Consider the following 24,548-nt stretch of genomic DNA (forward strand, 5'->3'; position numbering starts at 1 on the left):
CGCCGAACCCAACGAAGGGTCCCGACCATGCCTCTCATGACTGCCGTCCAAGGTGCCAGTGCGCCCGGCCGCGCGATTTTGGCGATGATCGGGGGTGGTCTTCTGGTCACCGGCAACGATGCGGCCATGAAGTGGCTGGTGTCGGGATATCCCGTGGGACAGCTTCTGTTCATTCGCGGCATGTTCGCCTTCGTCGCCATCGCCTTTTTCGTGCGATTTTATGGCGGGCTCGCCAGCCTGCGGATCATCAATCCACGGTTCCACGTGATGCGCGGCCTGTTGGTCGTGTTCGGCACCGTTGTTTTCATTACCGGCCTGGGTCACCTGACCCTCGCCGACGCAATCGCCGTGGTCTATGCCGGACCGATGTTCGTGACGGCGCTGGCACCGCTTCTGATCGGCGAGGCCGTGGGCTGGCGGCGTTGGCTGGCGGTCATGGGCGGGTTTATCGGCGTCATGATCATCATCCGGCCGGGGACCGAGGCCATGCAATGGGCCGTGATCTTTCCCCTGGCGGCGGCCTTGGCAGGGGCGCTGCGCGACCTGATTACCCGCAGCGCCGCGGCGACGGAACATTCCAATGCGTTGTTGGCGACCAGCACGGCGGCAGCAACGGCCGCGGGCCTGTGCACCCTGCCGTTCGGCTGGATGCCGGTTCCCTTCGAGGATCTGGCGTTGATGGCCCTATCCGGCCTGCTGCTGGGCTCCGCGCATTTCCTGATGATCGAAAGCTTCCGCTATGGCGAGGCCGGACTGGTCGTGCCGTTCAAATACCTCAACATGGTCTTCGCCGTGACGCTGGGGTTTGTCCTGTGGGGCGACCTGCCCGATGCCTGGACCTGGACGGGATCGGGCGTGCTGATCGCCAGCGGGCTTTACATCCTGCACCGCGAGCGCATCCGCCATCGGATGCCGACGCTGCCGTCGGATGCGCATGGCGCGGGGCCGGCCGGACGGCGGCCCGACTAAAATTCTGATTACTTCGCGGGGGCGACTTCGACCGGCGATCCTGCGGGCAGGCCGCCGGAGAAGGTCGGCGCCGCCGGCTTGGTGACGTCCGCCGGCAGGGCCTGCTTCAAGGCATCACGGGCGACAATCGCCTTCTGGTCGCCGTTTTCAGCCGCCGCACTGATCCATTTGTAGGCCAGACGGTCATCCTTCGGCACGCCCTGGCCGTTGTAATAGAGGATGCCCAGATTGTACTGGGCGGCGGCGTTGTTTTTCTCGGCCGAGCGGCCGAACCATTCGGCGGCCTTGGCATAGTCCTTGGCCACGCCGGTGCCGTTGTAATGCATGACGCCGATGGAATACTGGGCTCCCGGATGGCCGCCGATGGCGGCCTGGGCGAACAGTTTGGCGGCTTCGGCCTTCTGCTCCTGGGTCTTGGCATCAGCGAACAGGGACAGGGCGCGCTTATAGGTCAGATCGGCGGTAGCCTCGCGTTCCTCGGCCGATGCCGGCGGGGCTTCGGCTGGCGCGGCGGGCTCGCGCACGGCGGCGGTCTCCGTGGCCGGGGGGGATGGTTCCGGCTTGGCTTCCTCGGCGGGCGGATTGGCCAGCACCATGGGCTTGTCCGTCGCGGCGGGCGGCGGCGGAGCAGGCGGTTCCATGGGTTTTTCAGGCTGGGAGGCCTCGGCCGTGGGTTTATCCGCCGGGGCGGCTTCGGCCATAGGTTTTTCCTCGGCCGGTGGCGGCGCGATTGACGGTTCCTGGGACAACGCCTCGGCGGGCTTGTCCGTCACCGCAGGGGCGTCCGCCGGGGCGGCAGCGGCTTGTTCACCGCCCTCACGCTGCAGGTCCGGCGGCAACTTGTCTTCAGCCATTTTGTCTGCGGCCATATTGGCCTCGCCGGCCGGTTCCTTCGGGTCGTCGGGACGAGCCATGGGCTCCATCTGGGTGACGTGGCGGACCGGCGGCAGGTTCTGCGTGTACTGGGCGGTCAGGTCCAGGTCGAAGCGGTCGCGCAGGTCCCACCAGATCGACCGCGCGGTGAAAGCCAGATCATCGCCGCTGAAATCGGCCTTGTCCTTGATGGCGCCCTTCAACTCCATGACCTTGGCGACCTGCGCGTCCGGCACACCGGCGCTGCGCAACTGCGCGGCAAAGGCGTCATCTTCGTAGGCCACGGCAAGCCCGACCCCCGCGCCGGCCGCGACGATCAACAGCAGAATGAAACCTGTAAACAGTTGCCCTAAGGGGCCTCTGCGCTTCGCCATGCGGCGAGCCCTCCTTCGCCGAAGCACCTAATCAATTTAATCTAATGTGTTTTTCCGCTTCGTGGAACCCGCCAATAGGCATAGCCCGGTCGTGCCACACGGCGATACGCAACGGCCGGGCTTGTGCATCAGGGATTTCCTTTCTCCCGGGCTTCGGCTTGAGCCCGCAGACCCGATAGGGTTGCGGACGGCGTAATCGCTTCCGGATCGGTGCGCAGTTCGATCAAAGCGGGCGAATCGGCGGCTTTGGCGCGGGCAAAGGCGTCGGCGAACTGGGCTGTTTCCGTGACCACTTCGCCGGTGGCGCCGTAGGCCTTGGCCAGGGCCGCGAAATCCGGATTGACCAACTGCGTGCCCGACACCCGGCTGGGATACTCCCGTTCCTGATGCATGCGGATGGTGCCGTACATGCCGTTGTTGACGACGATGAAGATGACGTTGGCGCCGTACTGTTTGGCCGTCGCCATCTCCTGGCCGGTCATCAGGAAGCAACCGTCGCCGGCAAAGCAAACCACGTCGCGTTCCGGATGGCGCAGCTTGGCCGCGACCGCTGCCGGTACGCCATAACCCATGGACCCGGAGGTCGGCGCCAGCTGCGTGGCATAGCCCCGGTAGCGGTAGAAGCGGTGGACCCAGGCCGTGTAGTTGCCGGCGCCGTTGCAGATCATGGCGTCGGCGGGGAGTTCATCGCGCAGCCAGGAAATGACCTGGCCCATCTGCACGTCGCCGGGGGTTTCCGGCGGCTCGGTCCAGGCCAGATATTCGTCGTGCGCCGTGCCTGCCCAGTTGTCCCAGCGCCCCGTGACCGGCGCCATGGCCTTGGCGGCGGCAGCGAAGCCGGGCATGCCCGAATTCATGGCCAGTTCGGCGCGGTAGACGCGACCCAGTTCCTCGGCCCCGGGGTGGATATGGACCAGGCGTTGCTTCGGCACCGGGATGTCGAACAGGTCATAGCCGCCCGTGGTCATCTCGCCCAGGCGCGGGCCCACGGCCAATATCAAATCGGATGTTCGAACCCGTTCAGCCAGCTTCGGGTTGATGCCGATGCCGACGTCCCCGGCGTACAGCGGGTGGTCGTTGGGCAGCAGGTCCTGGCGGCGGAACGACACGCTGGTCGGGATGTTGTTGGCTTCGGCGAAGGCGCGAATGTCCTGGGACGCCTGTTCGGTCCAACTGCCGCCGCCCAAAATCATCAGCGGGCGTTCGGCGGTTTCCATCATGGCGCGCAGTTCGGCCATGGCGTCCGGTCCCGGATGGGCCTGCACCACATGGGCCGGCCCGGGGATGGCGACCTGTTCCATCACTTCCTCGGTCAGCATGTCTTCCGGCAGGGCCAGAACGACCGGGCCGGGGCGGCCCGACATGGCCGTGTGGAAGGCATGGCTGACGTATTCGGGCACGCGGGCGGGGTCTTCGATCTGGGCGACCCACTTGGCCATCTCGCCGAACATGCGGCGGTAGTCGATTTCCTGGAACGCCTCACGCTCGACCTGATGGCGGGCGACCTGGCCGATGAACAGGATCATCGGCGTCGAATCCTGGAACGCGATATGGACCCCGGCGGAGGCGTTGGTGGCCCCCGGGCCGCGGGTCACGAAACAAATGCCCGGCTTGCCGGTCATCTTGCCGTCGGCATCGGCCATGATGGCGGCCCCGCCTTCCTGGCGGCAGATCACCAGATCGATGTCCGGTGCGTCGACCATGGCATCAAGCACGGCAAGATAGCTTTCCCCCGGCACGCAGAAGGCACGGTCAACCCCGTTGGCAACCAGCGTTTCGACCAGGAGCCGCGCCCCCGTTTGACCCTGTGGCATGATGATGTTCCTCTTGTCGGCGGTGGTCTTTTGTTACTCCGCCGGGCCGGCGGCCCTCTGTCTTAGCGAAAGATCGGGGCCGGGGGAAGCCGTCTCGACCTCGCAGGCGGTCTCGCCGGAACAGCAGGGATCGACGTTCTGGCCGCAGGTTCGGCACTGCACATGGCCGTGCACGGATACGGGTTCGGACGGCTGATGGCATAGCGGGCAGCGCCAGGGGGCGGACGAGGGAGACATGGCGGGCTCCGGCAGTCTGGAATGAAAATTGTGTACAATCGTCGCCCCAAGCGGTGACAGAGGCCAGCCCGGAATTTAAGATGCCCGCATGGGGGGGGCTTGGGCCGTCTGTCTTGCGCCGCTGAGGCGCGAAAACATTACGAATCGATCAGGGAGGCACGCAAAACATGAGCGGCAAGGACATCACCATTCAGGCCAAGGACGGCGGCAGCTTCACGGGCTATCTTGCCCTGCCCGAAGGCGGCAAGGGCCCCGGGGTCGTGGTCATTCAGGAAATCTTCGGCGTCAACGCGGTGATGCGCGAAATCACCGACGGCATGGCGGCGGCGGGCTATGTGGCGCTTTGCCCCGACCTTTTCTGGCGCCAGGAACCGGGTATCCAGATCACCGACCAGACCGAGGCCGAATGGGCCCGCGCGTTCGAACTGTTCAACGGCTTCGACCTGGACAAGGGCGTCGACGATCTGGAATCGACGATCCAGGCCCTGCGCGCCGTGGACGGCTGCAGCGGCAAGGTCGGCACCATGGGTTTCTGCTTAGGGGGGCGGCTGGCCTTCCTGACCGCGACCAGGACCAGCGCCGACGCGGCCGTCAGCTACTATGGCGTGATGCTTCCCGATCATACGGACGAGACGTTGAAGGCACCCTGCATGCTGCACATCGCAACCGAGGACGAATTCGTGCCCAAGGATCAGCAGGCTGCCGTCCACGCGGCGCTCAAAGGCAACGCGAAGGCGGTGCTGCATGACTACGAAGGTCAGAACCACGCCTTCGCGCGGGTCGGCGGCAAGCATTACGACAAGGCTTCGGCCGACTTGGCGCGGCAAAGGACGCTCGATTTCTTCAAAAACCACCTAGGCTAATGAATTGATTTCCCAGGTGCTTTTTCGCCGGGGACTCGTTTTATTAGAAAAATCAGACCGGAGTGACTCCGATCACATCATTTGCCGCCGTCTTTTTCTATAAAGGGTGCAGATGAGATCCACTCTTACTTGATCCACACCGGGCCGGTTTCGCCGCCCGGTGTTTTTTTGTCCGCGTGCCGACCAGCAGGCGTGATTAAATGGCCCGTCTCGACGGAGGGGCCTCCCATGAAAAATCTCGTAATCGCAGTCTCTCTTCTCGCCTTTGGCGGCATTCTCGGTGCGGCGGTTGCCGCGCCGCGCGGACCGCTTTGGACCTATCACAACGGCAACACCCTGCAGGGGCAGACCGCCCAATACCGGCAGGGTTTCATGATCGGCGTCATCGACGGCTATCTGCAGGGCCAGCGCGCCCGGGCGGAAACGGGCGATGACGGCCTGTGGCTGGACAACTGCCTGACCACCGGCTGGACCCTGAAGCGCGCCGACCGGGAATTGGCCGACCGGTTCGAGGCGTCGGTTCCCCTTTATGCCAATCCCGCCGCAGCCATCGTGCTGGACAACCTGAAGGATGCCTGCGCGAAGAAATAGCCGTTAAACCGGACTATCGCAGGGATGTACGTGCGCGTAGACTGTAACCATTCGTTAAGCATAATCATCACGAGGCACCGCATGCGCCCGCCGTCCCCCACGCTTTTCGAGAGCGAGCCCGACTTCACGCCGACCATCCACATTCGGCCGCGTGTCGATAGGGTGGACCCGCGGTTGAGCGCGCATATCCATCACTTGGTTGAAACCTATCCGCAGGACTCCGTGCGGGTGATCCGCGAATGGATGGCCGAAGGGCCCGCCCGGCATCTTCGTCATTGAGCGTTTGCCTGCGGGCGAAAACCTTTTACAAATCCCCCCAAATCACCACGACCACCCGCCCGACCAGGAGCCTATCCCCTTGCCCGACATCGACCTGAAAGACGCCGCCAGCTTCGACTGGTGGACCGACGTTTCGATCCGCTTTTCCGATCAGGACCCCAACCTGCATGTCAATAACACGGCCTTCGCCCAATATGCCGAGGCCGGGCGGGTCGATTACCTGAACGCCATGCGCCGGCATCTGGGGATCGAGCCACGCTCGGCTTTGGCCAGCGTGCAGATCAGCTATGTTAATCAGCTGCATTATCCTGGCAACGTGCGGGTCGGCACGCGGCTGCTGCGACTCGGCAACAAGTCCTACACCCTGGGTCAGGGGCTGTTCGCCGGGGACACGGTGGTCGCGACCTCGGAAGCGGTCCTGGTGTTCTTCGATTATGCCAAGAACGCCAGCCGTGAGGTGCCCGCCGAGTTGCGCCAAGCCTTTGAAAGCGGCGCGCGCCTGGTATCCGACTGATCTGTCCGTTACGGCAGGAATGCTTGTGAAGGGTGCGTTGCAACATATTTGCAATGAGTCTGTCACAAAAACTTAAATCCAAAAAATATATATTAAAAACAATTATTTAAATGAAATAACAGGCCATTTTCAGATGGCCTGATCAAAAGGCATATTGTGCAATTGCGAAGGTGACGGCAATTTCAGAAACGATGAATTTTGCCAAAGGTCGAAGGGAGCCTGCGGCTAAACTGAATAAGGGTTGAGCCATGCTGATCGGCCGCACATCCATCCGGTTCCGCACATTTCTGGGTTTTACGTCGGTGATTGCTTTGATGGCGATGCTGACAGGATTGTCCGTATACCGGTTCGGCAATTTTGCCCACACGGGGGAAACCTTAATTTCTGGCGTCGAACAGGTCGGGATCGCCAACAACTTCGCCTTTCGGCTTTATGAACTGTCGGCTGCGGTGAATGTCTTCCGTGATTCGAAAAGCGAGGCCGATATTCCGGCGATTACTCAGGCTCTCGAGATGTCCCAGCAGGCCGGAGCCGCGGCTGTGGGCGTGCTGGCCGAGCGTGGGGATGAAGAGAGCCTCGCGATGCTTGAGATGGAGCAGGCACGCTACAAAGATCAACTTGCCGACGTCATCCGGCGCATCAGCGGCGACAAGGAAGGAAGCGACGTGATCCTGCTGGCCGCGGAAAAACTGCCGGCCTCCGCGGACCGGTTGGTTGCGTGGTTGAAGAACTACGAGGACGGGCGCGCCGCGGATCTGGCCAGGGCGGTTGAGAGCGGCGCGCAGCAGGCCTTGAAGGCCGGCCTGAACCTTGCGGTGTCCCGTGATCTGTCCATGGCGCAAACGGCTGCTGATGCCGTTTCGGCCCTTAACGGCACTGTTGTCGCTGTCCGTGCGATGATGAAGGAAGCCGGCTTGCCACGAAGCGATCAGCGGCTCGCCAAGTTCGCGGGACGGGATGTGGATACTCTGCGCCAAGGCGTCGCGTCATTCGCGGGGTCCATCCAAGGGACGGCGGATTCCTGGAATTTGTTCCGAACCACGATGGATACCCTGCAGGCCAGAATCGAAAATCTGCGTGGGGAGGCGATCGCACGGCAGTCCGTCGACTTGGCCATCCTGTCGGGCGATTCGCGTCTGGCCGTGCAGCAGGGTGTCCTGTTCGGTGCCGCTGGTGTTCTGCTGGCGGTTATCCTCGCATGGTTGTTGGGGCGCAGCATCGTGCGGCCCCTGAATCGCCTGCGCGACGACGTGTCGGCCATGATCCCCGCGCATGCAGCGGAAACATCGGTTCGGTCCCGCGACGAAGTGGCGCAGCTGGCCCAGGCCTTCGACATCTTCCGCCGCGAGCACGAAGAGGCCGAACGCCTGCGTCTGGAGCGCGATGCGGAACAGCAGCGCCAATCACAGCGCGCATCCACAATCGCCGGTATGACCACGGAATTCGACAACCAGGTTAAACAGGTGTTCGACGCATTCGGTATTTGTATCCAGCGCATGGGCAATACGGCCCATAGCATGAACGAAAACGCCGAACGCACGACGGAACAGGCGGTCACCGTATCGTCGGCGACGGAACAGGCGGCCACGAACTTCCAGTCGGTCGCGGCGGCGGCGGAGCAGATGTCCATGTCCTTCGCCGAAATCGACCAACAGATCCGCCTGTCCTCGGAAAAGGTCAACGCAGCCGTCGCCGACAGCCGCGAGGCGGGAGGGCGCATTTCCGAACTTGCGCGTTCCGCCGACCGCATCGGCGACGTGGTTAGCCTGATCACCGACATCGCCGAACAGACCAATCTTTTGGCGTTGAATGCAACGATCGAGGCGGCACGGGCCGGAGACGCGGGCAAGGGCTTCGCGGTGGTGGCGGGCGAGGTCAAATCCCTGGCCCAGCAGACGGCCAAGGCGATCAGCGATATCGAACTTCAGGTCGGCGGCGTACAGTCAGCCACCCGCGATACCATCCGAGTGATCGAGATGGTAACAGCGAAGGTCGGCGAGATCGCCGAGGTTGCGGATACGATTTCATCCGTTATCGAGGAACAGGTCCGCGTAACCGCCGATATCGCGCGCAGTGTCGAGGACGCAACGGTGGGCGCGTCATCGGCGGCGGAAAACATCGCCACCGTGTCCGAGGCGGCCAAGGCGTCGGGTGCCGTCGCCAACGACGTACTCGACACCTCGCGCGAATTGGAACAGATGTCGGGCCGTCTGCGCACCGTTATCCAGGGCTTCCTGACCGACGTGCGCGCGGCCTGACGTTGACGGCTCCCGGCGGCGTGGTGCAGGCTCCGGCCAACTTTCAACAACGCACCGGGAAACCACCCATGTTCTGGAACATCAACGAAACCGCGGACCACGGTCTGCCTCGCAACCCATGGAAAGCCTGTGTCGTGCCGCGCCCGATCGGCTGGATCACCACGATCTCCGATGACGGCGAGGTCAATCTGGCGCCCTACAGCTATTTCAACGCCTGCGGCGAGAACCCGCCCATGGTCATGTTTTCCGGCGGTCCCCGTCCTGAAGGTCCCAAGAAGGACACGGTGGCGAATTGTGAGACCCAGGGCGAATTCGTCTGCAACATGTCGACCTGGGCGCTGCGTGATGCCATGAACCAGTCGAGCGCGTCCCTTCCCGCAGGCGAGGATGAAACCCGTTTCGCGGGACTGGAAACGGAGCCTTCGACCCTGGTCAAGCCGCCTCGTATCAAGGCGGCCCCGATCCATATCGAATGCGTCTATCACCAGACCGTGGTCATGCCCCACAACGTCCGCGAGGAAGGCAACCGCGTGGTGTTCGGCCGCGTCGTCGGCCTCCACATCAAAGACGAGGTGCTGACCGACGGCTTCGTCGACATGGCCAAGGTGCAGCCCATCGCGCGCCTGGGCTACATGGATTACGCCCGCGTCGACACGGTGTTCACCATGGATCGGCCGACCTTGAAGGCCGCCGAATAGCCGGAATCCAATTTTTCGGGGTGGGGCCGGTCAGCCGGTGCGTTTCAGGCGCATCAGTTCGTGAACGGAAACCTGCGGGAAGATGCCCGGCGTGCCTTCGCGGTACAGCATCATCACGCCGTTGCGGATGTCGGGAAACCCGTCGCGGGTATCGTCGAAATGGCGGATTTCCAGGGACACGGTCTTCTGCGTCACCTTGTCGACGGCCCGCCAAATCATGGTCGGGTTGTCGCGGCGCGCCTGTCCGAAGGGCGCGACGGAGCGGGTTACAGTCGCCGTCGGCGGCCCGAAGCGGCGGACCAGCCAGTCGGCGATCTCACCGAAGCCGTCGGAGTTGAACACGGTATGGATGCGGGTCGGCGCCCCGTCGTCGAAGCGCACGACGGACCCGGTGCCCGTATAGAGGATCGTCGAGACCAGGAACTTGGGCTCGAGGAATGCCGGCCATTGCAGTTCCTTGATGCAGAATTGGGTGCGGCCGCCGGTCTTTTCGATACATTCGGGTGCCAGGCCTTCGCCGCCGCGTGCGTTCTCGGGGACGAAGGTGTTGTAAAGGCTGGTGCCGGCACCGACCGACAAGGTAACCCCATCAAGTGCCCGGCCCTGGTTGGCGAGCGCCGCTTGCGGGGATGAACCGTCGGCCAAGGCGGCGTTGGCGGGCGGGTCGATGACGGCACCATCGGCCATCTGGACCTTGGTCACCGGCCAGGCGCTGGCGGCGTTGGCGCCGGAGGGCAGCGGTCCCAACTGGGCGGCGTCCTGCGCGGCCTTGTCAAATCCGGCGCGGAAACTGGCCGGCGTCACATAGGCGCTGGCCAAATCCTGCACGGGCGGGGCCTGACCAGGCAACACCACGGGCAAGGTCCAGGCGGCGGGCAGTACCGGGCGGCCTTCGACATCCAGGCGGACCTCCGACCCCGGGGGAAGGGCGGCCAGGATTTCCTGTGACGTCGCCACCGGCGGTTCGGCATCGAGGGGATTGGTGGACGGTTTGTCGCTGTCGAGCAGACTGGACAGGTCGCCGAGCGCCTGGGACAAAGGATCGTTGGCCTCCGCCGTTTTCTGACCTCCCTCAGGTGGGGCGCCGATGCCCAGTTCGGCGGCCAAGGGGTCGTCGGCCGGTAATCCGCCGGCACCGCCCAATCCAAGTTCGGCAGCCAGCGGGTCGGCCGCCGGGGCCGTCCCGGCAGGAGTGTCCAGGCCCAGTTCAGCGGCCAGCGGGTCGTTCGCGGGCGCGGGGCCGCCGAATTCCTTTTCCAAGGCATCCAGGGAAGCATCAGCCGGCGTTGCGGGGGTCGCCGCGGGCGTGGCCGGGCGCGGGGTTTCGCGGATCGGCGGCGCGTCGGGCATGTTGACGGCAAGTTTCTGATCGGAAGCCTTCGCCTTGCCGTCCGGCAGGTTGGCAAGCTGCGGCACCTTCGGTGTCGGCTTCGGCGGCGTGCCGCGTTCCGGCGGCGGCGCCTTTAGGGAGCGATGGGCGGCGCGGATGTCCGGTTCATCCGGCGATACGTCGCGGAACCAGGGGTCGCGGGCGAAATTCTTGCGGCCTTTGGGGTCGGGTGGCGGCAGCGGGATTTTCAGACGACGGGACAGATTTGTGCCCGGCGGCGGTCCCTCGACGGCGGAGGTATCGGTTTTGAGGTTCTTTTTCTCGGCCGCGCTCAGGGCAGCCTCTGCCGCGTCGGCTTCGGCCGCCTTGCGCTTTGCCTGGTCGCGCAGATGGCTGAGCGCCTCGTCCCGGCTGTCGGACAGGGATTCTTCCGCGTCGCGGGCAATCGGCTTGGCAAGCAGGGAATCGAGCCAGGCCAGCCGGTCCTTGGGCGCCAGGGCCATCAAGTCGACCTTGGCGGGGCTTTTCGTCGCAGCGGCTGCCTGAGGAAGGGCCGATTTGTTGTCCGTGGGCGCGTCGAGCATCGACAGCAGCGGGTCCAGGCCACCATCGGGCAAGGGGTCCGTGCCGCCGTCAGGCTGGGCCAGGGCTTTGGCCAGGGGATCGGCGGGGGCGGGGCTGCGGGCCAGGGCGCGCGGCAGGTCCGCTTCCGGCAGGTCCGGGTTAGCGGCCTCCATGGCCGGGTTGTTTTGCGCCGCCAGCTTGTCCAGGTCGGGCAGGGTGTCGGTCGGGTCTCCCGGCGCGGCGGAGGGGCTGGCTTCCGTGGTTTCGATTGGGGAGCCTGTTTCCGCCGGGGGCGGTGTCAGGACGACGGGCGCTTGGGCCTCGCGCGCGGGGTCCGTGCCCTCGGCCGTCGCCGCGTCGTCGGGGTCGAATCCCATCATCTTGCGGGCCCAATTGCCGAGCCGCGTGACGAACGTCGGTGACCACGGACGCGCCGTTTCGCTGCTGGGAAGGGGGTTTTCCGGTTGGCCGGCTGGGGCGGCCTGGGGGGCGGTCTGTGCGGATTGCGGGCGGGCGTGATCGGGGGCGTCCACGCCGCCGAGAATGGGAGCCAGAACTTTGGTGTCCTTGTCGTCGGGGGGCACCGGAGGGTGCTCGCGCCGGTCGGCAACATCAACGGCGGCGGGGGCCGGTTCGGGCAGGGTCACCGGGGCGTCGGCGGCTTCCGTCTGCGGGGGCGCGGCCTCGGGGATCGGGCCCACCGTCTTTTCCGTTTCGGCGACGGCGCGGTCAAGGGCCTGGTCAATGGCCTGATCGAGGGGCGGGTCAACCTTGGGCCGGCGGTAGGCCAGCAGGTAATGGGCGATGACGTGATGACCCAGGCGGACGGCCGCCTGCGGGGCGGACAGGCCCTCGGCGTCGCGCGCCCGCGGATCGGCGCCAGAGGCAACGATCTGTTTCACCGCGTCCAGGTCGTTGGCGCGGATGGCGGCAAACAGGGCGCCGGCGCCGCTGTCCTGAGCCTGGGCCGGGATGCCGATCAGAACGGTTGCCCCCAGGCACAAGGCCAGGGCTGCCGCACGGATCGTGGCATGTCTATTAACCAATTGATTCAAATGGCGTTTCGCCATCATCCCTTGCCCAAATTTCCAACCGCGGCGGAACCCCATCCGCGCGTGTCGGCCCCAACAGCTTATCATGGACTGCGCCCCCGGCGGGAGCCCGCAGCCACGACCCCGAATCCATCACGGAAATATGGCGATTTAGGGTAAAAATCCAGTTAAGCGGTTGATTAGGAAGGAAATGCGTTCTTATGCGGCGGCCCGAGCCTTGGCATCCGCCAGGATCATGTCCGAGGCCTTTTCCGCGATCATGATGGCCGGCGCGTTGGTATTGCCCGAAGTGATCGTCGGCATGATCGAGGCATCGACCACGCGCAATCCGGTCATCCCGTGCACGCGCAACCGGTCGTCGACCACCGCATCCGGGTCCGAGCCCATCTTGCAGGTGCCGACGGGGTGAAAGATCGTGGTGCCGATCTGCCCCGCCGCGTCGGCCAGTTCGTCGTCCGTGGTCAGGTGGGCGCCGGGCTTGTACTCCTGAGGCTTGAATCGTGCGAGCGCCGGGTGGGACACGATGTGACGGGTCAGGCGAAGCGCATCGGCCGCGACCTTGCGGTCGCCGGGTGTGGACAGGTAATTGGGCTGGATCGCCGGCGGGGTGAACGGGTCCGGCGAGGTGATGTGAACCGTCCCCCGGCTTTCCGGGCGCACGTTGCACACACTGGCCGTGAAGGCGGGGAAGGGATGCAGGGGTTTGTCCCAGGAATCCAGACTGAGCGCCTGAATGTGATATTGCAGGTTGGGCGTCTCCCGCGACGGGTCCGACTTGGCGAAAGCGCCCAGGGTCGACGGCGCCATGGACATGGGGCCGGAACGGAACAGCGCATATTCCAGGGCGATGCCCATCTTGCCGATCAACGATCCTGCCCGCTGGTTGAGCGTCTTGGTTCCCTCGACCCGGTAGACCGGGCGGACCTGCAAATGGTCCTGTAGGTTACCGCCGACGCCTTTCAGATCATGGCGGACCTCGATCCCCAGACCTTGCAACAAGTCTCCCGGGCCGATGCCCGAGACCTGCAAAATCTGCGGTGAGCCGATGGACCCGGCCGACAGGATCACCTCGCCCCGGCAGGCCACACCCGCATCCTCGTCGGCGACACGAAGGTCCAGGCCCGTCACGGTCTTGCCCGAGAGACGCAGGCCCTTCACATGGGCATGGGTGACGATGTCCAGATTGGCGCGGTCTTTGGCCGGCCCCAGGAACGCCTTCGACGTGTTCCAGCGCACGCCGGACCGCTGATTGACGTGGAAATAGCCGCAGCCTTCGTTGTTGCCCTTGTTGAAGTCGTCGACCTTGGGGATGCCGGCCTCGGCGGCGGCGTCACGGAAGGCGTCCATGATTTCCCAGGTCGTGCGCACGTTCTCGACCCGCCATTCGCCGCCTGATTGGTGAAAGTCGTCAAGCGGGATGGCGGCCTGATCCTCGGATTTCTTGAAATAAGGCAAAACGTCGTCCCAGGACCAACCGCGGTTGCCCATCTGGGCCCATTGGTCGTAATCGCGGGCCTGACCGCGCATGTAGATCATGCCGTTGATGGACGAACAGCCGCCCAGCACCTTGCCGCGCGGATAATTCAGTGCACGCCCGCCAAGCCCGGCCACGGCCTCGGTCTTGAAGCACCAGTCCGTGCGCGGATTGCCCATGCAGAACAGATAGCCGACGGGAATGTGGATCCAGTGGTAATTGTCTTTGCCGCCCGCTTCCAACAGCAGGACCCGGTTAGCCGGATCGCTGGACAGGCGGTTGGCCAGAACGCAGCCGGCGGTACCCGCACCGACGATGACGTAATCGTATTCTCCCAGATCGCGCATGGGCTGTTCTTTCGCCTTTCCTGGAATTGATCCCTCGGTCGGTGGTCCGCTCTTTCCTTTGACAGGAGGGCGGTTTCCGCAGTCAGTCGCCGAACAGGCCGAAAAAGCCTTTGCGTTTGGCCGTGGTGCTCAGGGTACTCAACGGTCGGCGCATGGCAATAGCCTCGATGATCCGGAACTGCCCGCCCGTCAGCTTGGTGAACCGGCAGCCCAGGCTGGTTTCCGCATAATCGATGCGCATGACCTCGCCATTGGCGCCCAGCGGCACACGACCGTCGTCCTCGGTCACGACATGGGTGACGGTGAAGCTTTGTCCCGGGCGCATCTTGCCAATGGCCGATTTCAGCCGAAAGCCGCCGACGCTCATGTCGCCGACGGGGAATTCGTGGCCATTGATGACGAATTTGACGCCTTTGACGTCCAGACGCACGTCGCGGCGTCTGTTGTCATCCTTGAATCCGACGATCTTGCGCCCGCTCATTCACCGAGTCCTGTTTTTCTTATCCTGTGAATAATACTCTCGAATGCGGGCGCGGGAGAACCAGGCTTTTGATCTTTTTCAAGGGCCGGAAATGCCAAGGCCGGGCGCGGGCGTTGAAATTGTGGCCGCATCCTGCCGTCGTTGTTAGAGTGGCCGCCCGCGATTGCCTGAAAGCGCCGCCATGCCAAAGACCCTGATCTTGACCTTCATCGCCGACGACCGGCCCGGACTGGTGGAGCGCATTTCGCAAACCGTGGCGGATGCCGGCGGCAACTGGCTGGACAGCCGCATGGCGCATCTGGCGGCGAAGTTCGCCGGCATCGCCAAGGTTGAGATCGCCGAGGATGGGATCGCCGCCCTGGAGGACAGCCTCCGGGCGCTCGACGCCGAGGGTTTTCATTTGGTGGTGGAGGAAGCAGTCGAGACCGCATCCGCCATGGGCCCGGTGTTCGAGATCGAGCTTCTCGGGCCGGATCATCCGGGCATCCTGCGCGATATTTCCCATTGTTTGGCGGAGCGCGGCGTCAGCGTCGAGGATATGGAAACGGACATCCGTGAAGCACCCCATTCCGGCGGCACGCTGTTCCACGCCCACGCACGGGTGCGCGCGCCCCAGGACCTCGGCGACGAAGACCTGCGGGAAAGTCTGGAAATATTGGCCGGCACCTTGATGGTTGATATTACAGTCGGCAAAATTCTCTGACACCAACACCCCTCGGGAGGACATCCATGGAAATGAAAATGACAGGGCGCAAGGCCCTGGTGACCGGCGGTAGCCTGGGTATCGGCCGGGCCATCGCCCAGGCCTTCTGTAGCGCCGGAGCGGAGGTCGCCATCGTCGCCCGCCGCGCCGACGTATTGAACGAGGCCAAGGCCGCGATCGAGGCCGCCACGGGCGGGCGCGTGGTCGCCGTGGTCGGCGACGTGTCGACCGCCGAAGGCTGTCAGGCCGCCTGGGACGCCGCCATCGCCGGTCTGGGCCAGATCGACGTGCTGGTCAACAACGCGGGATCGTCGCACCGCGCCCCCTTTGTGTCCGTGACCGATGCGGAATGGCAGGCGGACCTGGACCTCAAGCTGTTCGGCGCCATCCGCCTGTGCCGCCTGGCCTTTCCCGGCATGACGGAGCGTAAATGGGGACGCATCATCAACGTGCTGAATTCGGGCGCCAAGGCGCCGCCGCCGTCGGGCGCGCCGACGGCCGTGACCCGCGCCGCCGGCATGGCACTGACCAAGGTTCTGGCCGGTGAGGGAGCGCCCTACAACGTGCTGGTCAATTCCCTGCATGTCGGCAAGATCGAAAGCGACCAATGGGTGCGCCGCGCCGCCAAGGACGGCAAGGACCTGGACCAGTTGTATGACGAGATGGGCAAGGAACTGCCCATGGGGCGCATGGGCAAGGCCGAGGAATTCGCCGCCGCCGCTTGTTTCCTGGCGTCGGACGCGGGCTCCTACATCTGTGGTGCGGCGATCAACGTCGACGGCGGCCTGTCGCCGGTGGTTTAGACAGCCAAGCGATCATCCATGACGGGTTGTGCGACTTTCAGACTCAACGGTCTGTAGGCAGCACGCCCGTGATGGCTTAAACTCACCCGGGCTGGGGTTGGGAAGATCAAAGGAGGCAGCGGTACATGCCCGCAGACGCCGAACACATGCTCGTCCGCTACATTATCGACAGCGAAGACGGATCGCGCGAGGTGTTCAACCTGGATATCTCCCTGCCCGAGGTCGCGTTGAAGCAGCCGCAAGGCGTGGATCTGCCCGATTGGACGCGCCTGGATTATCACAAGTGTCAGCATTGCCCGCTGACCAAGCAGACCCATCCCCATTGCCCGGTCGCGGCCCTGTTGGTCGATTACGGTCAGAGGGTCGGGCGTATGGTGTCTTATGCTCAGGTCGATCTCACGGTCGAGCAGGGGACGACGACGACCAAGGCCAAAGTATCGGCGCAGGAGGCCCTGCGTTCCGTCCTGGGCTTGGTCATGGCGACCAGCGGCTGTCCGCACATGTCGTTTTTCCGGCCGTTGGCCCGCTATCACGTGCCGCTGGCGGATATGGAACTGACGATCCTGCGGGCCATGTCGTTCTATCTGGTCGGCCAGTACTTCGGCGGTAAGGAAAAGCCCGATTGGGACACCAGCTTCGACGGCCTGCTCGAAATCTACCAAAACGCGCAGGAGGTCAACAAAGGCATGGCGGACCGGCTGCGCAATGCCCAAGTATTTTCGGAACTTAATTGGTTGGCGGCGCTGGACACCTTCGCCGGGATGATGCCGCTGACCATCCAACGCTCGCTTTTGAAGGCCAAGGCCTACTTCCTGAACTAGTCCCCCACACTGACGTAAAGCAGACGAGACCACCATGAGCCCAGACAGCACGTATACCGAACAAACCCTGCCCGCCGGTGCCCGGTCGGACGGCCGTGTCGCCGTCGAAGACCTGCCGGCCCCTTATGACGGTCCCCGGCCGCAGGACGCCCTGCCGGAACTGTTCATTCAAGACGGCTATGCCAACGACGACCCTCGTCTGTGGGTGCCGCTGGCACCGGGCCGCTGGTCGCGGCCGCTCTGCCTGAACGTGTCCAACGGCTATTGGGTGCATCTGACTAAGGTGGTCGGCGGCGGCCTGCTGTCGCGCCACCGTCATCCGGCCCCCGTGCACGGCTTCGTCATCAAGGGCCGCTGGCGCTATCTGGAACGGGACTGGATCGCCGAGGCGGGATCGTATCTGTACGAGCCGCCGGGCGACATCCACACCCTGGTGGTGGAACCGGATTGCGACGAAATGATCACCCTGTTCCACAATACGGGTGCGCTGATCTATTGCGACGCGGACGGCAACACGGTCGGCACCACGGACGTGTTCGACCGGGTTGATGCCTGCCGCAAGCATTTCACCGAGGTCGGCCTGGGTGCCGATTACGTGGAACAGTTCATCCGCTAACGCCGGTCGTCCCCCTCACCCTGTCCCTCTCCCCCGTGGCCGGGGGCGAGGGGACTCACGGATGATCACTCCCTCTCCCCGCGGGGGGGAGAGGGTTGGGGTGAGGGGTGTTCCCTCGAAATCTTCGGCTAAGCCAAAACCACCAACGCATCCACGGCGACCGGGTGGTCGCCCGTGATGATCACTGGATTGACGTCGATCTCGGTAATCTCGGGATGGGCCAGGGCCGCCTGCCCCACGCCCATGATGGCCTGTGCCAGGGCGATGCGGTCGACGGCCGCCATGCCCCGGTAAGGGCCGAGCAGCGCCTTGGCGCGGATGCCATCCATCATCGCCAGGGCGTCACGTTCACTGACCGGGGCCAGACGCAGGACCGTGTCGTTCAGGGCCTCGGCGAAGATGCCGCCGAGCCCGAAGGTGACGCAGGGGCCGTACTGCGCGTCCCGGGTCATGCCGATCAGGAATTCCCGCTTGCCGGACGCCATTTTCTGAACCAGCAGAGTGCCGCCCGGGGGCAGCTTGGCCATCAGGCGTGCCGCCGCCGCCCGGACCTCGTCCGCGTCGGCCAGGCCGATTTCGACCAATCCGGCTTCCGTCTTATGGGCGAGATCCGGGGCATTGCCCTTGAGCGCCACGGGAAAACCGATTTCGGCGGCGGCCTGTGCCGCCGTGTCCGCATCGCCGGCAAGGCGTTCCGCCGTCACCGGCACGCCGTAAGCGGCCAGGACCTGCTTGGATTGGTGCTCCGACAGGGTGCGGGAGCCCTGGGCGCGGGCGTTCTTGATGATTTCGGCCGGGGTCATCGGTTGTCCTCCCCACGGGCGTCCAGAAAGCGCTGGTAGTCCAGCAGCGCCCGCATGGCGCGCACGGCCCCCCGGGCCGAAAAATACAACGGCATTTGATTGCGCTTGATCTGCGGGATCGCCTGGGCGGCCAGGGACTGGGCCCCAGTCCAGGCGATGATGACGGGCTTGTCGGTCGCCCGCGCGGCTTCGGTGAAAATGTCGCAATAGAAACTGGCGCGCGGCTCACCCACCATGGTGACCAGCAGGAACACACCGTCGATCGTGTCCTGTTCCAGCACCGTGCGGATGGTGTCCTGATAGCCCGTGGGAGAACTGCGGATCTGCTGCGTCACGTCGATGGGGTTGCGCAGCGCGCCGAACGGCGGGATGAACTGTTTCAGCGTTTCCTGCGCCGCTTGCGGCAGTTCCGGCACGTCGAGCCCGAAGCGGTGGCATTCATCGGCGCAGACGCCGCAGATACCGCCGGACGGCCCGATCAGGCCCATGCGCGGCCCCTTCGGCAGCTTGTCCAAAAGGCGGGAAAAGGTGATCGCCGTGGGCAGCAGGTCGGCCGCGTCGTCGACCCGGACAACGCCGTACTTGCGGCACACGGCGTCGAACACGGCGTCGGAGCCGACCATGGCCCCGGTATGGGACGCAGCGGCGGCGGCGGAAACCTCGGACAGGCCGATCTTGTAGACCACCACGGGCTTGCCCGCCCGGGCTGCCTTGGCGCAGGCGCGGGTGAATTTGTCCGGGTCGCGGATGCCTTCGATGAACATCGCGATCACCTTGGTGTCCGCATCATCGGCCAGATAATCCAGATAGTCCGCGACCTGCAGGTCGGCCTCGTTGCCGACGGAAATCCAATGGCTGAACCCGCCCTGTTCTTCATTCCCGGTGCCGAGCATGGAGCCGCCGACGGCCCCCGATTGCGTCAGGAAGGCGATGTCGCCCTTGTTGAAACGCGGCATGGCGCAGACCATCGAGGTGCAGCAGACCATGTCGTTGGCGATGGAAATCATGCCGTTGGTGTTGGGCCCGCAGAACCGTACGTCGCCCGCTTTTGCGGCGGCGATCAGGTCGGCTTCCAATTGCGGCTCTCCGGCTTCGGAAAACCCGGACGCCAGCACGATGGCCGTCTTCACGCCCTTGGCGCCGCAGTCCTTCATCACGGCGACGCTGGCCTTGGCCGGCACGGCGATCAGGGCCAGGTCGATATCGTCCGGGATGTCCGTCACGCTGGCATAGCAGGCGAGGCCCCGGATTTCCGTTTCCTTGGGATTCACGGGATAGACCTTGCCCGGATAGTTATGGGCGAGCAGATAATTCAGCGCGACCGTGCCCAGTTTATCGCCGCCCACTTCATTCTTTTGTTGGGAGGCGCCGACGATGGCGACGGAGCGCGCCCGGATCATGGCGTCGAGCACAGACGTTATTCCTTGTCGTTGCCTTTGTTTTTGGATTTCGCCTCAAGCATCTCGGCCATGGCGTTGACGGCTTCCTCATGCTCGGGCGTGTTATGGGCCAGCGCCTGGAACGCCGCCGACATTTCCAACAGAGTGTCCAGCCGGGCGTGATGGCTTTCCCGCAACAGCCGCTTGGTCAGGCGCAGGGCATGGCCCGGATTGCAGGCGATGCGGTCGGCCAACTCGTTGGCGGCGGTCATCAGATCGTCCGCCGCGACGACCTTGGACACCAGCCCGCAGCCGAGCGCTTCCTGCGCGTCGATGGTGTCGCCGGTGAAGGCCATTTCATAGGCCTTGGAAAAGCCGACGGCACGGGGCAGGAAATAGGCCCCGCCGTCACCCGGAATGATGCCCAGCTTGACGAAGCTTTCCGCGAACTTGGCGTGTTCCGAGGCGATACGGATGTCGCACATGGTCGCCAAGTCGCAACCGGCCCCGATGGCCGCGCCATTGACGGCGGCGATGGTCGGGACCTCGATGTTGTAGAATGCCTTGGGGATGCGCTGGATGCCCTTCAGGTAGTTGCTTCTGATCTCGGCGGGGATGCCCTGGGACAGCCCGGTCCTGTTTCGCATAGCGAAAATATTCCCACCGGCGCTGAAGGCCTTTCCGGCACCCGTCAGGATCACGACCTTGACGCTGGGGTCGTTGTTGACCCGCTCGCAAGCGTCGACGAAATCCTGGGATTGGATTTTCCCCGACAGGGAATTGCGCTTTTCCGGGTTGTTCATGGTCAAAGTGACCACGTTGTCCCGCTGTTCATAAAGTAGGAAGTGTTCCATTTTTTCGACCCAGCTGTTTCCTTATGGTCTTGTTGTAAACCATCCTGTGGCGTTATAAAACGATTGTATACAATCTGAATCAAGAAAAATAGGATTTAAGTCTTGGAGGACATTCGTTTCACGCCTGGCCTTCTGCCGCCCGAGGCCGAGGCCCTTCGCGCCGAAGTCCGCACCTTCATCGCGGATCATCTTAAGGGCTATCCGGGCGTCAAGCGCGCCAAATCCTGGTCCGGGGCCGACCCGGAATTTTCCAAGGCCATGGGGGCCCGTGGCTGGATCGGCATGACCTGGCCCACGGAATACGGTGGCGGCGGGCGAAGCTTCCTGGAACGCTATGTCGTGCTGGAAGAAATGCTGGCCGCCGGTGCACCCGTCTCGGCCCATTGGGTGGCCGACCGGCAGAGCGGCCCGTTGTTGTTGAAATTCGGGACGGAGGACCAGCGCCGCAAATACATCCCCGCCATCACGCGCGGCGAAAGCTATTTCTGCATCGGCATGAGCGAGCCCAATTCGGGCTCGGACCTGGCCTCGATCCGCACCCGGGCGGAGAAGACCGCCGACGGCTGGCGCATCAACGGCCAGAAGATCTGGACCTCCAAGGCCCATACGGCCCATCACATGATCGCCCTGGTGCGCACCCGGCCGCAGGACCCCAAGGACCGCCACGCGGGCCTGTCCCAGTTCCTCATCGACATGAAGGAAACCAAGGGGGTGACCATCCGCCCGATCCGCAACATGGCGGGGGAGCAGATGTTCAACGAAGTGTTCTTCGAGGACGCGGAAGTGCCCGCCGATGCCCTGGTCGGGACCGAGGGCGGCGGCTGGGGGCAGGTGACGACGGAACTGGCGTTCGAGCGCAGCGGGCCGGAACGCTACCTGTCCAGCTATCAATTGCTGTTCGAACTGGTGCGGGAAATCGGCGCCGACGCGGGGCCGGCGGAAGCCGCCGGCATCGGGCGGCTGGCGGCCCATCTGTCGACCTTGCGCCAAATGTCGATCTCCATCGCCACCATGCTGGAACGCGGCGAGACGCCCAACCTGGCGGCCGCCATCGTCAAGGAACTGGGCGTCGCTTACGAGCAGGACATGCCGGGCAAGGCCCACGACATTGCCGGTATTTCGCCGCGCACGGGCGGTGGCGACTTCGATCAGGTCATGGCCTACATGACCATGGCGGCGCGGTCGTTCTCCCTTCGCGGCGGCACACGGGAAATCATGCGCGGCATCATCGCGCGCGGACTGGGGTTGCGCTGATGACCGGTACAAGCGAAATGGCCAACATCCTGGCGGAAGCCGCCGGGCGTCTGTTGGAAGATCATGTTACCCGCGGCGTTCTTGGTGCTGCCGAGGACGGCACCTGGCCCAGTGACCTGTGGCAAGTGCTGGAAGACAACGGCCTGACCCAACCCTTGGCCCCGGAAGACCGGGGCGGCAGGGGGGCGTCCTTCGCCGATGCCTTCGTCATCGCCTTCGCCGCCGGGCGCCGGCGTGCCCCCGTGCCCCTGGTGGAAACCATGGCGGCGGGCTGGCTGCTGGGCCGGGCCGGGATCGAGGTGCCGGCGGGGCCGCTCGCCCTGATCGACGGCGGCGGCGACCTGACGTTCAAGGATGGTGCCCTTTCAGGTGTTGCCGAGGGCGTGCCCTGGGCGGCCCAGGCCGGACATCTTGTCGCCGAAATCGACGGCACGGTGGCGTTGATCCCCACCGATGCCGTAACCATCACGCCCGACCGCAACATGGCGGGCGAGCCTCGCGACACGGTGACCTTCGCCAAGGCCAAGCCCTCGGGCACGGGGACCCTGGACCTGACCGCGACCCTGCCGGTCGCCCGCACTCTGGGGGCGCTGATGCGCGCGGCCCAGATGGCGGGGGCGATGGAGGGGGCGGTGACCCTGGCCGTACAGCATGCGGGCGACCGTGAACAGTTCGGCCGGCCCATCGCCAAGTTCCAGGCGATCCAGCAGATGCTGGCCCGCGCCGCCGCCCGCGCCGCCCAGGCGCGCAGCGCCGCCGAAACGGCCTTCCTCGCCCTCGACCGGGCGGGCGACGATCTGACGGACGCGGAATGGGATGTGGCGGCGGCCAAGGTGGTTGCCGGGGAAGCGGCGGAAATCGTCTATGACGCGGCCCATCAGACCCATGGCGCCATCGGCTTCACGTATGAGCACGAACTGCATTTCACCACGCGCCGTCTCTGGGCCTGGCGGGGTGAGTTCGGGGCGGAAACGTTCTGGGCCCAGGATATCGGGCGGCGCGTGCTGGCGCGGGGCGCCGATAATCTGTGGCCGGACCTGACGGCGCGGCAGATGGGCTGAGCGGTCAGACCGCCGCCGTCGCCGCCGTTGCCAGGAACGCGTCGACGTCGTCTTCCGGCGTGTTGAAGGCGGTGACAAGGCGGGTTTTGCGCCGGCCCTGATCATCCGCACCCCGGTCATAGAATAGAAAGCCCTTGGCCTTCAGGGCTTCGGCGCTGGGGGCGGGCATGCGCGGGAACACCTGGTTGCCGTCGACGGACCCGATGATCTCAACGCCCAGGGCCGTGAGGCCGTCCGCCAACTTTTTCGCCATGGCGTTGGAATGGCGCGCGTTCTCCAGCCACAGGCCGTCCGCCAGATAGGCTTCCATCTGCGCCGTCATCAGGCGCATCTTGGACAGCACATGGCCGGCGCGTTTCTGGCGGTAGAGGAATTCGTCACCGAGGGCGGGGTTGAAGACCACCACGGCCTCCAGCGCCAGCGCGCCGTTCTTCGTGCCGCCGAAGCTGAGCACGTCGACCCCGGCCTTCCAGCTCATGTCGGCGGGCGAACAGTTGAGCCCGGCCAAGGCATTGGCGAAGCGTGCGCCGTCCATATGCAGGGCGAGGCCGTATTTGCGGCAGACCGCGCTGATGGCGGCAATCTCGTCGACCCGGTAGGCCGTGCCCTTTTCCGTCAACTGCGTGACGCTGACGGCGCGAACCTGGGAATAATGCTCATCCCCCCGACCTTCCAGGGTCGCGGCCTCGACGGCGTCCGGCGCGATCTTGCCGTCCGCGCCCGGCAGGCCGATCAGCCGCGCACCACCCGAATACATCACCGGGCCGTTGCCTTCGTGGTCGAAGATATGCGCCGTCTCATGGCACACCAGCGCGCCCCAGGACGGCGTGATTGAGGCGACGGCCAGGCCGTTGGCCGCCGTGCCCGTGGGCACGAAGAACACCTTGGCCTCGGTCTCGAACACCTCGCACACGCGTCGGCGCGCGGCTTCCGTGCCGTCGTCATGGCCGTAGGGCATGGTCCGCCCGTCGTTGGCGGCGACGATGGCGGCCATGATGTCCGGATGGGCGCCCGCCGTGTTGTCGGATGCGAAGTTCATGGGCGGGGGCTCCTTGGGGTTTGGATTACTTGGGGGGTTGGGATTAATCGGCGACGAGGTTGAGCTCGATGGCGTGAAAGGTCGAGCGGTCGGGGGCGACGCCATGGGCGCGGGCATCGATGGCCTGACCGTCCTTCACCGCAACGATGACCCAGATCAGATCCGTCTCATAGGCCATTTTCAAATCCGTGGCGCTGGGCAGGGCCGGGCCGCCGGGATGGGAATGATAATGGCCGACGATGCGCTCCTCCGTGCCGTCGAGGGACCGCATCAGGTCGAAGCGCACCTGGGGGTCGACCTCGAACGAATCTTCGGCCCGGGATTCCGTGACGTTGGGTGAGGGCACCATACGGGTGACCAAAGTTTCGCCCGGTGCCGAACCGTCCCGGCCCGCCAGCAGGCCACAGCACTCGTAGGGAAAGGCGGCCTCGGCGGCTTCGGTGATGCGCTCCAGCAGGGTTTGGGGGATGGTCAGCACGGGGGCAGTCCTTCCCGCG

Annotated in this window: 23 protein-coding genes; 12 read left to right on the forward strand and 11 right to left on the reverse strand. The window is 64.8% G+C overall.

Annotated elements, in window-relative coordinates; all coding sequences use genetic code 11:
• The first annotated feature begins 27 nt into the window (after positions 1–27).
• Positions 28–969 carry a DMT family transporter gene (locus KFF05_05150; GenBank protein ID UTW52750.1) on the forward strand — a complete coding sequence of 314 codons (942 nt, stop codon included), beginning with the start codon at positions 28–30 and terminating at the stop codon, positions 967–969.
• A gap of 8 nt (positions 970–977) precedes the next feature.
• On the opposite strand, the gene KFF05_05155 is transcribed toward KFF05_05150, so the two are convergent.
• From KFF05_05155 to KFF05_05165, 3 genes are all read right to left on the reverse strand, one after another.
• Positions 978–2,216, reverse strand: coding sequence for an SEL1-like repeat protein (locus KFF05_05155; GenBank protein UTW52751.1), 1,239 nt, complete (start codon positions 2,214–2,216; stop codon positions 978–980).
• 128 nt (positions 2,217–2,344) lie between these two features.
• Positions 2,345–4,030 carry a thiamine pyrophosphate-binding protein gene (locus tag KFF05_05160; protein ID UTW52752.1) on the reverse strand — a complete coding sequence of 562 codons (1,686 nt, stop codon included), beginning with the start codon at positions 4,028–4,030 and terminating at the stop codon, positions 2,345–2,347.
• Between the two features lie 33 nt (positions 4,031–4,063).
• A complete protein-coding gene (locus KFF05_05165; protein UTW52753.1) occupies positions 4,064–4,267 on the reverse strand; it encodes a hypothetical protein in 204 nt (67 codons plus the stop codon).
• A 167-nt stretch (positions 4,268–4,434) separates the two neighbouring features.
• Between KFF05_05165 and KFF05_05170 the strand changes: the two genes are divergently transcribed.
• From KFF05_05170 to KFF05_05190, 5 genes are all read left to right on the forward strand, one after another.
• Positions 4,435–5,130 (forward strand): dienelactone hydrolase family protein, encoded by a 696-nt coding sequence (locus KFF05_05170; GenBank protein UTW52754.1) that lies wholly within the window; start codon positions 4,435–4,437, stop codon positions 5,128–5,130.
• Positions 5,131–5,358: 228 nt separating this feature from the next.
• Positions 5,359–5,721, forward strand: coding sequence for a hypothetical protein (locus KFF05_05175; GenBank protein UTW52755.1), 363 nt, complete (start codon positions 5,359–5,361; stop codon positions 5,719–5,721).
• 358 nt (positions 5,722–6,079) lie between these two features.
• A complete protein-coding gene (locus tag KFF05_05180; protein UTW52756.1) occupies positions 6,080–6,514 on the forward strand; it encodes an acyl-CoA thioesterase in 435 nt (144 codons plus the stop codon).
• Between the two features lie 314 nt (positions 6,515–6,828).
• Positions 6,829–8,772, forward strand: a complete 1,944-nt coding sequence (locus tag KFF05_05185) for a hypothetical protein (GenBank protein ID UTW52757.1) — start codon at positions 6,829–6,831, stop codon at positions 8,770–8,772.
• 68 nt (positions 8,773–8,840) lie between these two features.
• Positions 8,841–9,470 (forward strand): flavin reductase family protein, encoded by a 630-nt coding sequence (locus tag KFF05_05190; GenBank protein UTW52758.1) that lies wholly within the window; start codon positions 8,841–8,843, stop codon positions 9,468–9,470.
• Positions 9,471–9,500: 30 nt separating this feature from the next.
• On the opposite strand, the gene KFF05_05195 is transcribed toward KFF05_05190, so the two are convergent.
• From KFF05_05195 to KFF05_05205, 3 genes are all read right to left on the reverse strand, one after another.
• Entirely contained in the window at positions 9,501–12,410 is a 2,910-nt protein-coding gene (locus KFF05_05195) for a hypothetical protein (GenBank protein ID UTW52759.1), read from the reverse strand.
• 204 nt (positions 12,411–12,614) lie between these two features.
• Positions 12,615–14,228: a GMC family oxidoreductase N-terminal domain-containing protein gene (locus KFF05_05200; GenBank protein UTW53594.1), complete on the reverse strand. Its 1,614-nt coding sequence runs from the start codon at positions 14,226–14,228 to the stop codon at positions 12,615–12,617.
• A 91-nt stretch (positions 14,229–14,319) separates the two neighbouring features.
• On the reverse strand, positions 14,320–14,718 hold the full coding sequence (locus KFF05_05205; GenBank protein UTW52760.1) for a PilZ domain-containing protein: 399 nt from the start codon (positions 14,716–14,718) through the stop codon (positions 14,320–14,322).
• Between the two features lie 181 nt (positions 14,719–14,899).
• On the opposite strand from KFF05_05205, the gene KFF05_05210 reads away from it, so the two are divergent.
• The 4 genes from KFF05_05210 (at position 14,900) to KFF05_05225 (ending at position 17,661) form a co-directional block, all read left to right on the forward strand.
• The gene (locus KFF05_05210) at positions 14,900–15,421 is read left to right on the forward strand and encodes a glycine cleavage system protein R (GenBank protein UTW52761.1); all 522 of its coding nucleotides are present in this window, start codon (positions 14,900–14,902) and stop codon (positions 15,419–15,421) included.
• Between the two features lie 26 nt (positions 15,422–15,447).
• Positions 15,448–16,224 (forward strand): SDR family oxidoreductase, encoded by a 777-nt coding sequence (locus KFF05_05215; GenBank protein ID UTW52762.1) that lies wholly within the window; start codon positions 15,448–15,450, stop codon positions 16,222–16,224.
• Between the two features lie 125 nt (positions 16,225–16,349).
• A complete protein-coding gene (locus KFF05_05220; protein ID UTW52763.1) occupies positions 16,350–17,045 on the forward strand; it encodes a hypothetical protein in 696 nt (231 codons plus the stop codon).
• A gap of 34 nt (positions 17,046–17,079) precedes the next feature.
• Positions 17,080–17,661 (forward strand): 2,4'-dihydroxyacetophenone dioxygenase family protein, encoded by a 582-nt coding sequence (locus tag KFF05_05225; protein ID UTW52764.1) that lies wholly within the window; start codon positions 17,080–17,082, stop codon positions 17,659–17,661.
• Positions 17,662–17,789: 128 nt separating this feature from the next.
• Here KFF05_05225 and KFF05_05230 read toward each other — a convergent pair whose 3' ends face one another.
• The 3 genes from KFF05_05230 to KFF05_05240 are packed head-to-tail and all read right to left on the reverse strand — an operon-like array spanning position 17,790 to position 20,697.
• Complete coding sequence (locus KFF05_05230) at positions 17,790–18,464, reverse strand: acetate--CoA ligase family protein (GenBank protein UTW52765.1); 675 nt, start codon at positions 18,462–18,464, stop codon at positions 17,790–17,792.
• Positions 18,461–19,876: a CoA-binding protein gene (locus KFF05_05235; GenBank protein ID UTW52766.1), complete on the reverse strand. Its 1,416-nt coding sequence runs from the start codon at positions 19,874–19,876 to the stop codon at positions 18,461–18,463. Before KFF05_05235 ends, KFF05_05230 begins: the two co-directional genes overlap by 4 nt.
• A 5-nt stretch (positions 19,877–19,881) precedes the next feature.
• On the reverse strand, positions 19,882–20,697 hold the full coding sequence (locus KFF05_05240) for a crotonase/enoyl-CoA hydratase family protein (protein ID UTW52767.1): 816 nt from the start codon (positions 20,695–20,697) through the stop codon (positions 19,882–19,884).
• A gap of 102 nt (positions 20,698–20,799) precedes the next feature.
• Between KFF05_05240 and KFF05_05245 the strand changes: the two genes are divergently transcribed.
• Positions 20,800–21,951, forward strand: a complete 1,152-nt coding sequence (locus KFF05_05245; protein UTW52768.1) for an acyl-CoA dehydrogenase family protein — start codon at positions 20,800–20,802, stop codon at positions 21,949–21,951.
• The gene (locus KFF05_05250; GenBank protein ID UTW52769.1) at positions 21,951–23,012 is read left to right on the forward strand and encodes an acyl-CoA/acyl-ACP dehydrogenase; all 1,062 of its coding nucleotides are present in this window, start codon (positions 21,951–21,953) and stop codon (positions 23,010–23,012) included. The genes KFF05_05245 and KFF05_05250 overlap by 1 nt, the downstream gene beginning before the upstream one ends.
• 4 nt (positions 23,013–23,016) lie before the next feature.
• Here KFF05_05250 and KFF05_05255 read toward each other — a convergent pair whose 3' ends face one another.
• Together KFF05_05255 and KFF05_05260 are read right to left on the reverse strand one after the other, a co-directional pair.
• The gene (locus KFF05_05255) at positions 23,017–24,156 is read right to left on the reverse strand and encodes a low specificity L-threonine aldolase (GenBank protein UTW52770.1); all 1,140 of its coding nucleotides are present in this window, start codon (positions 24,154–24,156) and stop codon (positions 23,017–23,019) included.
• Positions 24,095–24,529, reverse strand: a complete 435-nt coding sequence (locus KFF05_05260) for a M67 family metallopeptidase (GenBank protein ID UTW52771.1) — start codon at positions 24,527–24,529, stop codon at positions 24,095–24,097. The genes KFF05_05255 and KFF05_05260 overlap by 62 nt, the downstream gene beginning before the upstream one ends.
• Positions 24,530–24,548 lie beyond the last annotated feature (19 nt).

Source organism: bacterium SCSIO 12827 (assembly GCA_024397995.1).
Lineage (GTDB): Bacteria > Pseudomonadota > Alphaproteobacteria > Rhodospirillales > Casp-alpha2 > UBA1479.

Excerpts from the sequence above, each read along its gene's own strand:
- KFF05_05150 (UTW52750.1), top strand. The coding sequence starts at position 28 with ATGCCTCTCATGACTGCCGTCCAAGGTGCCAGTGCGCCCGGCCGCGCG.
- KFF05_05155 (UTW52751.1), bottom strand. The coding sequence starts at position 2,216 with ATGGCGAAGCGCAGAGGCCCCTTAGGGCAACTGTTTACAGGTTTCATT.
- KFF05_05160 (UTW52752.1), bottom strand. The coding sequence starts at position 4,030 with ATGCCACAGGGTCAAACGGGGGCGCGGCTCCTGGTCGAAACGCTGGTT.
- KFF05_05165 (UTW52753.1), bottom strand. The coding sequence starts at position 4,267 with ATGTCTCCCTCGTCCGCCCCCTGGCGCTGCCCGCTATGCCATCAGCCG.
- KFF05_05170 (UTW52754.1), top strand. The coding sequence starts at position 4,435 with ATGAGCGGCAAGGACATCACCATTCAGGCCAAGGACGGCGGCAGCTTC.
- KFF05_05175 (UTW52755.1), top strand. The coding sequence starts at position 5,359 with ATGAAAAATCTCGTAATCGCAGTCTCTCTTCTCGCCTTTGGCGGCATT.
- KFF05_05185 (UTW52757.1), top strand. The coding sequence starts at position 6,829 with ATGGCGATGCTGACAGGATTGTCCGTATACCGGTTCGGCAATTTTGCC.
- KFF05_05190 (UTW52758.1), top strand. The coding sequence starts at position 8,841 with ATGTTCTGGAACATCAACGAAACCGCGGACCACGGTCTGCCTCGCAAC.
- KFF05_05205 (UTW52760.1), bottom strand. The coding sequence starts at position 14,718 with ATGAGCGGGCGCAAGATCGTCGGATTCAAGGATGACAACAGACGCCGC.
- KFF05_05210 (UTW52761.1), top strand. The coding sequence starts at position 14,900 with ATGCCAAAGACCCTGATCTTGACCTTCATCGCCGACGACCGGCCCGGA.
- KFF05_05215 (UTW52762.1), top strand. The coding sequence starts at position 15,448 with ATGGAAATGAAAATGACAGGGCGCAAGGCCCTGGTGACCGGCGGTAGC.
- KFF05_05220 (UTW52763.1), top strand. The coding sequence starts at position 16,350 with ATGCCCGCAGACGCCGAACACATGCTCGTCCGCTACATTATCGACAGC.
- KFF05_05225 (UTW52764.1), top strand. The coding sequence starts at position 17,080 with ATGAGCCCAGACAGCACGTATACCGAACAAACCCTGCCCGCCGGTGCC.
- KFF05_05230 (UTW52765.1), bottom strand. The coding sequence starts at position 18,464 with ATGACCCCGGCCGAAATCATCAAGAACGCCCGCGCCCAGGGCTCCCGC.
- KFF05_05240 (UTW52767.1), bottom strand. The coding sequence starts at position 20,697 with ATGGAACACTTCCTACTTTATGAACAGCGGGACAACGTGGTCACTTTG.
- KFF05_05250 (UTW52769.1), top strand. The coding sequence starts at position 21,951 with ATGACCGGTACAAGCGAAATGGCCAACATCCTGGCGGAAGCCGCCGGG.
- KFF05_05255 (UTW52770.1), bottom strand. The coding sequence starts at position 24,156 with ATGGCGTCGCCCCCGACCGCTCGACCTTTCACGCCATCGAGCTCAACC.